5 protein-coding genes are annotated in these 9,035 nt (G+C 70.9%); all 5 read left to right on the forward strand.

The genetic code is table 11. The annotated features are described in order from the left end of the window. Positions 1 to 308: 308 nt before the first annotated feature. The 5 genes from ACFV57_RS24705 to serA all read left to right on the forward strand — a co-directional run bounded on the left by ACFV57_RS24705 (position 309) and on the right by serA (position 8,988). Complete coding sequence (locus tag ACFV57_RS24705) at positions 309 to 3,317, forward strand: putative bifunctional diguanylate cyclase/phosphodiesterase (protein ID WP_385236209.1); 3,009 nt, start codon at positions 309 to 311, stop codon at positions 3,315 to 3,317. A gap of 209 nt (positions 3,318 to 3,526) precedes the next feature. Next, entirely contained in the window at positions 3,527 to 5,395 is a 1,869-nt protein-coding gene (locus tag ACFV57_RS24710) for an acetolactate synthase large subunit (protein ID WP_385236212.1), read from the forward strand. A gap of 48 nt (positions 5,396 to 5,443) precedes the next feature. Beyond that, on the forward strand, positions 5,444 to 5,968 hold the full coding sequence (ilvN, locus tag ACFV57_RS24715; protein ID WP_385236215.1) for an acetolactate synthase small subunit: 525 nt from the start codon (positions 5,444 to 5,446) through the stop codon (positions 5,966 to 5,968). A gap of 104 nt (positions 5,969 to 6,072) precedes the next feature. Beyond that, positions 6,073 to 7,071: a ketol-acid reductoisomerase gene (ilvC, locus tag ACFV57_RS24720; protein ID WP_385236218.1), complete on the forward strand. Its 999-nt coding sequence runs from the start codon at positions 6,073 to 6,075 to the stop codon at positions 7,069 to 7,071. Between the two features lie 324 nt (positions 7,072 to 7,395). Next, positions 7,396 to 8,988 carry a phosphoglycerate dehydrogenase gene (serA, locus tag ACFV57_RS24725; protein WP_385236221.1) on the forward strand — a complete coding sequence of 531 codons (1,593 nt, stop codon included), beginning with the start codon at positions 7,396 to 7,398 and terminating at the stop codon, positions 8,986 to 8,988. The last annotated feature ends 47 nt before the right edge of the window (positions 8,989 to 9,035 follow it).

A 9,035-nucleotide genomic window follows, 5' to 3' on the forward strand; every position in this document is an offset into this window, starting at 1 on the left:
AGCTCTACGGGGCCGTACGACTGCACTGGGTATCCGCATCCCACCGACAGTCACGCTGCGTAGAGAGGCTATGTCCCTGAGTGACGAACCTGGTGTATCGTCCGAGCGGGGACCGCGCCGGGAGTGATGCGGCGCAGCGCGAAAGACCGGAACCGAGGGGGGCGACGGGCGATGTACGGCCGATGGACGAATCGCGAGACAGGTATTCCGCGATCTTCCGGGGGGACACCTCCGGAACCCTGGGCGCGCCGGACGCCGGGCGCGCAGCGACCACCACGATGCCGAGCGGCGGACGGGAGGAGAGGGCGGTGAGCGCCACGGGCGCGGTCCTCACCAGGCCCCCGGTGCAGGCCGGCGGGGCCCCGGGTGTGGTGCCGCAGGTCGTGCTCGCGGTCGTCTGCGGTGGTTACGCGCTGGGCGCCGCGCTGGGCTGGGGCTCACCCGAACTGGCGCTCTTCATGGGCGACTTCGGTCTGAGCGTCGCCGCCTTCGCCGCCGCCGTCTCCTGCTTCCTGTACGCCCGCAGGCACCACGGCCGGTTTCGACCCGCCTGGCTGCTGTTCGCCGCCTCCTCCGCGATGGCGGGGATCGGCAACGGCGTCTGGGGCTGGTACGAGGTCGTGCTGCGCGAGCCGGTGCCGAGCCCGTCGCTCGCGGACTTCTGCTTCCTGCTGTTCGCGCCACCGGCCATCGTCGGCCTGCTCGTGCTCGCCAAGAGGCCCGTGACGAAGGCCGGCTGGGTGTGCCTGGGGCTGGACGCCTGGCTGATCGGCGGCTCGCTGCTGACGCTGTCCTGGAGCCTGGCGCTCGCGCACACCGCGCACTTCCAGGGCCAGAGCGTGCCGCAGGGCGCGCTCGCGCTGGCGTATCCGCTGCTGGACATCGTGCTGGTCAGCATGGTGCTCGCGCTGCACTTCAAGCGCTCCTCGGCGCACCGCTCGGCCATCAACACCGCCATCGCGGCGCTGGCCCTGACGGTGCTGTGCGACGCGCTGTTCAGCTCGCCGCTGCTGCGCGAGCACTACCGCTCCGGCCAGATCCTGGACGCCGGCTGGTTCGCCGGCTCCATGCTGCTCACGTACGCGCCCTGGGTGGCCCGGCGGCTGTCCGGCGGCGACGCCCCGGCCGCCGAGCCCGAGCGCACCGCGCCCCGTACGCCGTCGGCCGCGGCCACCGCGGCCACGCGGCCCATAGCCGGTTCGCTCGCCGCGCTCACGCCGTACCTGGCCGCCGCCGTCTGCACGCTGGGCATCCTGTACAACGTGCTGGACGGCCGGCGCATCGACCGCGTGGTGCTCTTCACCGGCTGTACGGTCGTCCTCGCGCTGGTCGTGCGCCAGGGCATCATGCTGCTCGACAACATCACCCTCACCCAGGAACTGGCCCAGAAGGAGAACCACTTCCGGTCCCTGGTGCAGGGCTCCAGCGACGTCATCATGATCGCCGCGCCGACCGGAATACTGCGCTACGTCAGCCCCGCCGCCGCGGGGGTCTACGGCCGGGACGCGGAGGAACTGGTCGGCTCCGAGCTGGCCTCCCTCATCCATCCCGAGGACCTGGGACGGGTGGTGCACGAGGTGCGCAGATTCCTCGCCGCCCGGCCCGAGGACGAACCGACCACGCGCATCGAGTGCCGCTTCCGGGCGGGCGAGCACCGTCCGGGCGGCGAAAAATGGCTCAATGTCGAGTCCACGGTCAACCGCCACCACGGCGGCCTGATCTTCAACTCCCGTGACGTCACCGAACGCGTCCGTCTACAGGCCCAGCTCCAGCACAACGCCTCGCACGACGCGCTCACCGACCTGCCCAACCGGGCCCTGTTCACCGAACGGGTCAGCCAGGCGCTGACCGGCCGCCGCGCCACCGATCCGGGCACCGCCGTGCTCTACATCGACCTGGACGGCTTCAAACAGGTCAACGACACCATCGGCCACCAGGCGGGCGACGAACTGCTGATCCAGGCCGCCCGCAGACTGGCCGAATCCGTACGGGCCGGGGACACCGCCGCGCGGCTGGGCGGCGACGAGTTCGCCGCACTGATCATGGGTGACGGCAGCCGCGACCACACGGCCCGCGAACACCGCATCCAGGAGATCGCCGACCGGCTGCGCATCCGGCTCTCCGACCCGTACAAGATCGACGGCCGGGACGTGCGGGTCGCCGCCAGCATCGGCGTCGCCTTCGCCGAGCCGGGCATCACCCCCGGCCCCCTGATGCGCAACGCCGACCTGGCGATGTACCGCGCCAAACAGGCCGGCAAGGGCTGCGTCAAGCTGTACGCGCCCCAGATGCAGGCCGACGTGGTGCGCCGCGCCGAGCTGGCCACCAAGCTGCGCACGGCTCTGCACGACGGCGAGTTCGCGCTGCTGCACCAGCCGGTGGTGGAGCTGGCCGGCGGCCGGATCACGGCGGTCGCCGCACTGGCCCGCTGGCGCTCCGCCCAGGGCATACTCTTCACCCCCGCCGAGTTCCTGCGGGTCGGCGACCGCGGCCGGCTCAAGGAGGACGGCGACCGCACCGCCGAGCTGGGCCGCTGGCAGCTGGAGGAGGCGGTGCAGCAGGCCGCCGGCCGGCACCGGGCGGGCCATCCGGTCCCGGTCGCCGTCCGGATCTCCGCCCACCGGCTGCTCGACCGGGCGCTGCCGCCCAAGAGCATCGAGGCCCTGCTGTCCCGGCACGGCCTGCCGTCCGGGTCGCTGGTCCTGGAACTGGCGGACACCGACCCGCGGATACCACTGGAGGAGCTGGAGCGACGCCTGGTGGCCCTGCGCCGCCTGGGGGTGCGGATCGCCCTGGACGGCTTCGGCAGCGGCGCCGCCGCCATCGGAGCACTGCGGCGGCTGCCCGTCGACGTACTGCGCCTGGACCGTGATCTGGTCGACGGAGTGGTGGACTCCGCCCGGCTGCACAAGATCACGTCGGGGCTGCTGCGGATCGCCTCCGACCTCGGCATGCAGTCCGTCGCGGACGGCGTCGACCTGCCCGAGCAGATCGTCGCCCTGCGCTCCATGGGCTGCACGCACGGCCAGGGCATGGCCTTCTCCGGACCGCTGGACGAGCACCGGCTGCGCCGTGCCCTGACCGAGGGCGGCTATCCGGTGCCGGGTCCGGGCAGCGAGGGCCGCGCGGTGGTGCTCAGCGGTACGGGCCTGCCCGTACGCCACGTCAAGAAGGGGCGCGAACCGCTGTCACCCGGACGGGTGCTGGGCGAACTGCCCAGGCGGTTCGCGCCGGGTGAGGGCCGCGACGGCGCGGAGGCGGCGCTGGCGCGGCCTCCGCTGCGCCCAAATAGTGAGACCTCCGTCCCACCCACTTGACACTCCCCTGGCCCCGGGGGGAGGGTCAGTTCCATGCGCACCCGAATTCTCGTACTTGGAAAGCGCGTCGGCTGAAGCTGGGTCACCCACACAAACCCAGCGCTCCGCACCGGCGCGCTCCCCTCGCTTGCCCTACGGCACGAGGGGTTTTTTGTTGCATAACCACCCCCATACCCCATCAAAACCCTCAGCTTCGAGAAGAGACGCAGATGACCGAGCAGGCCACCGGGGCCCACCATCCGCAGCCGCGGGCCCGTACCTCCGGCGGAGCCCCCGCGACCGCCGCCGTGGAGCACGTCACGGGCGCGCAGTCCCTCATCCGTTCGCTCGAAGAGGTCGGGGCCGACACCGTGTTCGGCATTCCGGGGGGCGCCATCCTCCCCGCGTACGACCCGATGATGGACTCCTCGAAGGTCCGCCACGTCCTGGTCCGCCACGAGCAGGGCGCGGGCCACGCCGCCACCGGCTACGCACAGGCCACCGGCCGGGTCGGCGTCTGCATGGCCACCTCCGGACCCGGTGCCACCAACCTCGTCACCCCGATCGCCGACGCCCACATGGACTCCGTCCCGGTGGTCGCGATCACCGGCCAGGTCGCTTCCAAGGCGATCGGCACGGACGCCTTCCAGGAAGCGGACATCTGCGGCATCACGATGCCGATCACCAAGCACAACTTCCTGGTCACCGAAGCGGCCGAGATCCCCCGCACCATCGCCGAGGCGTTCCACATCGCCTCCACCGGCCGCCCCGGGCCGGTGCTGGTGGACATCGCCAAGGACGCCCTCCAGGCGCAGACCACCTTCACCTGGCCGCCGCACACCGACCTGCCCGGCTACCGCCCGGTGACCAAGCCGCACGCCAAGCAGATCCGGGAGGCCGCCCGGCTGATCACCGAGGCCCGGCGCCCGGTGCTCTACGTCGGCGGCGGCGTCCTGAAGTCCGGCGCCACCGCCGAACTGAAGGTGCTGGCCGAGCTGACCGGCGCGCCCGTCACCACCACCCTGATGGCCCTGGGCGCCTTCCCCGACACCCACCCGCAGCACGTGGGAATGCCCGGTATGCACGGCGCGGTCGCCGCCGTCACGGCCCTGCAGAAGTCCGACCTGATCGTCGCGCTGGGCGCCCGCTTCGACGACCGCGTCACCGGCAAGCTGGACTCCTTCGCCCCGTTCGCCAAGATCGTGCACGCCGACATCGACCCGGCCGAGATCGGCAAGAACCGCGCGGCGGACGTGCCGATCGTCGGCGACGCCCGCGAGGTCATCGCCGACCTGGTCGTCGCCCTCCAGGCCGAGCACGCGGCCGGCCACACCGGCGACTACACCGCCTGGTGGAAGGACCTCAACCGCTGGCGGGAGACCTACCCGCTCGGCTACACCCACCCGGACGACGGCAGCCTGGCCCCGCAGCAGGTCATCCAGCGCCTGGGCGAGCTGGCCCCCGAGGGCACGATCTACGCGGCGGGCGTCGGCCAGCACCAGATGTGGGCCGCCCACTTCATCGACTACGAGAAGCCGTCCACCTGGCTGAACTCCGGCGGCGCCGGGACCATGGGCTACGCCGTCCCGGCCGCCATGGGCGCCAAAGCCGGCCAGCCGGACCGTACGGTCTGGGCGATCGACGGCGACGGCTGCTTCCAGATGACCAACCAGGAACTGGTCACCTGCGCGCTGAACAACATCCCGATCAAGGTCGCGATCATCAACAACGGCGCGCTCGGCATGGTCCGCCAGTGGCAGGCGCTGTTCTACAACCAGCGCTACTCGAACACCGTCCTGCACAGCGGCCCCGAGGACTGCCTCGCCACGGCCGAGGTGGCCGGCGGCGGCACCCGCGTCCCGGACTTCGTCAAGCTGTCCGAGGCGATGGGCTGCGTGGCGATGCGCTGCGAGGACCCGGCCGAGCTGGACGCGGTGATCGCCAAGGCGAACGCGATCAACGACCGTCCGGTGGTGGTGGACTTCATCGTCCACGAGGACGCCCAGGTCTGGCCGATGGTCGCGGCCGGCACCTCCAACGACGAGGTCATGGCGGCCCGCGGGGTCCGCCCCGACTTCGGCGACAGCGAAGACGACTGAGACGCCGGGACGCGCGAGACACGCGGATAACAAGAGAGAAGACCGACCATGTCCAAGCACACGCTCTCCGTCCTGGTGGAGAACACCCCCGGCATCCTGGCCCGGATCGCCGCCCTGTTCTCCCGCCGCGGATTCAACATCGACTCACTCGCCGTCGGCGTCACCGAGCACCCCGACATCTCCCGCATCACCATCGTGGTGAGCGTCGAGTCGCTCCCGCTGGAGCAGGTCACCAAGCAGCTCAACAAGCTCGTCAACGTCCTGAAGATCGTCGAGCTGGAACCCGGCTCCGCGGTCCAGCGGGAACTGGTGCTGGCCAAGGTGCGCGCCGACAACGAGACCCGCTCGCAGGTCGTCGAGATCGTCCAGCTCTTCCGCGCCAAGACCGTCGACGTCTCCCCGGACGCGGTGACCATCGAGGCGACCGGCAGCAGCGACAAGCTCGAAGCGATGCTCAAGATGCTGGAGCCGTTCGGCATCAAGGAGTTGGTGCAGTCCGGCACGATCGCCATAGGGCGCGGCGCCCGGTCCATCACGGACCGCTCGCTGCGGGCGCTGGACCGCTCCGCCTGACCCGTCGGGGCCCGCCCGGACCATAACGCGAGACCCCCGATCCCTTCCTTCCCCGCCCGACGTAATGTGTCGGGCAACCAGCTAGATCCAAGGAGATACCCGAAGTGGCCGAGCTGTTCTACGACGACAACGCCGACCTGTCCATCATCCAGGGCCGCAAGGTCGCGGTTCTCGGCTACGGCAGCCAGGGCCACGCCCACGCCCTCTCCCTGCGCGACTCCGGCGTCGACGTCCGCGTCGGTCTGCACGAGGGCTCGAAGTCGAAGGCCAAGGCCGAGGAGCAGGGACTGCGCGTGGTCAGCCCCGCCGAGGCGGCCGAAGAGGCCGACGTCATCATGATCCTGGTGCCGGACCCGATCCAGGCGAAGGTCTACGAGGAGTCCGTCAAGGACCACCTCAAGGACGGCGACGCGCTGTTCTTCGGCCACGGCCTGAACATCCGCTACGGCTTCATCAAGCCCCCGGAGAACGTCGACGTCTGCATGGTCGCCCCCAAGGGCCCGGGCCACCTGGTGCGCCGTCAGTACGAGGAGGGCCGCGGCGTGCCGTGTATCGCGGCCGTCGAGCAGGACGCCTCCGGTGGCGCCTTCGCGCTGGCCCTGTCGTACGCCAAGGCCATCGGCGGCACCCGCGCCGGCGTCATCAAGACCACCTTCACCGAGGAGACCGAGACCGACCTCTTCGGTGAGCAGGCGGTGCTCTGCGGCGGCGCCTCGGCGCTGGTCAAGGCGGGCTTCGAGACGCTGGTCGAGGCCGGCTACCAGCCCGAGATCGCGTACTTCGAGTGCCTGCACGAGCTGAAGCTCATCGTGGACCTCATGTACGAGGGCGGCCTGGAGAAGATGCGCTGGTCGGTCTCCGAGACCGCCGAGTGGGGCGACTACATCACCGGCCCGCGGATCGTCAACGACGCCACCAAGGCCGAGATGAAGAAGGTGCTCGCCGAGATCCAGGACGGCACCTTCGCCAACAACTGGATGGCGGAGTACAACGCCGGCCTGCCCAAGTACAACGAGTACAAGAAGGCCGACGAGGACCACCTGCTGGAGACCACGGGCAAGAAGCTCCGCAAGCTCATGAGCTGGGTCGACGAGGAGCAGTAAGCCGCAGGGCACGGGGCCGTGGCAGCCGCCGCGGCCCCGTTCGCCATGACCGGCCACGTCAGCGGCCGGTCAGCGGACCGTCAGCGCCGTGCGCGACGTTGTCCATCCCGGCACACCACTACCGGGTGATCCTTCCGAAACGGCGGATGAACGGACGGGGCCCGCCACTACACTGCACACCACAAGCGCGTCAGGCTCACAGCGTCGTGCGTCTTCCACGCGGCTGCCCCCTTCACCGCCTTCGGCCGTCGGGACGGCCGTCCTCGCCCGTAGCCATAAGGGGCACGGGAGGGGCCCCCAGGACTAGTGAGGACTGAAGACCACGTGAGCTCGAAACCTGTCGTTCTGATCGCCGAGGAACTGTCGCCCGCCACCGTCGACGCCCTCGGTCCGGACTTCGAGATCCGGCACTGCAACGGCGCCGACCGCGCCGAGCTGCTGCCCGCCATCGCCGACGTCGACGCGATCCTCGTACGCAGCGCGACCAAGGTCGACGCCGAGGCCATCGCCGCAGCCCGCAAGCTCAAGGTCGTCGCCCGCGCCGGCGTCGGCCTGGACAACGTCGACGTCTCCGCCGCCACCAAGGCCGGCGTGATGGTCGTGAACGCGCCGACCTCCAACATCGTCACCGCCGCCGAGCTGGCCTGCGGTCTGCTGCTCGCCACGGCCCGCAACATCCCGCAGGCCAACACCGCCCTGAAGAACGGCGAGTGGAAGCGCAGCAAGTACACCGGTGTCGAGCTGTCCGAGAAGGTCCTCGGCGTGGTCGGCCTCGGCCGGATCGGCGTGCTGGTCGCGCAGCGCATGTCCGCCTTCGGCATGAAGATCGTCGCCTACGACCCGTACGTGCAGCCGGCCCGCGCCGCGCAGATGGGCGTCAAGCTGGTCTCCCTGGAGGAGCTGCTGGAGGTCGCGGACTTCATCACCGTCCACCTCCCCAAGACCCCCGAGACCATCGGCCTGATCGGCGACGACGCGCTGCACAAGGTCAAGCCGACGGTGCGCGTCGTCAACGCCGCGCGCGGCGGCATCGTGGACGAGGCCGCGCTCGCCAGCGCCCTGAAGGAGGGCCGGGTGGCCGGCGCCGGCCTGGACGTGTACGCCACCGAGCCCTGCACGGACTCCCCGCTGTTCGAGTTCGACCAGGTCGTCGCCACCCCGCACCTCGGCGCCTCGACGGGCGAGGCGCAGGAGAAGGCGGGCATCGCGGTCGCCCGGTCGGTGCGCCTGGCGCTGGCCGGCGAGCTGGTGCCGGACGCGGTCAACGTCCAGGGCGGTGTGATCGCCGAGGACGTCAAGCCGGGCCTGCCGCTGGCCGAGCGGCTGGGCCGGATCTTCACCGCGCTGGCGGGCGAGGTCGCGGTGCGCCTCGACGTCGAGGTGTACGGCGAGATCACCCAGCACGATGTGAAGGTGCTCGAACTGTCCGCGCTCAAGGGCGTGTTCGAGGACGTCGTGGCCGAGACGGTCTCGTACGTCAACGCGCCCCTGTTCGCGCAGGAGCGCGGTGTGGAGGTCCGCCTGACCACCAGCAGCGAGTCGGCCGAGCACCGCAACGTGGTCACGGTGCGCGGCACCCTCGCCGACGGCGACGAGGTCTCCATCTCCGGCACGCTCGCCGGCAACAAGAACCAGCAGAAGATCGTCGCGGTCGGTGACCACTCCATCGACCTCGCGCTCGCCGACCACATGGCCTTCCTGCGCTACGGCGACCGCCCCGGCGTCGTCGGCACGCTCGGCCGCATCCTCGGCGAGGCGGGCATCAACATCGCGGGGATGCAGGTCTCGCGGGCCGACGCGGGCGGCGAGGCGCTGGTCGCGCTGACCGTGGACGACACGATTCCGGCGCCGGTGCTCGCCGAGATCGCCGACGAGATCGGCGCCACGTCGGCGCGCGCGGTCAACCTCACGGACTGACCGGCTGCCGGACCGTTCCACCACCGGGCCCGGACCCCGCCGCGGCG

Origin of the sequence: Streptomyces sp. NPDC059788 (assembly GCF_042732265.1) — a bacterium.
Lineage (GTDB): Bacteria > Actinomycetota > Actinomycetes > Streptomycetales > Streptomycetaceae > Streptomyces.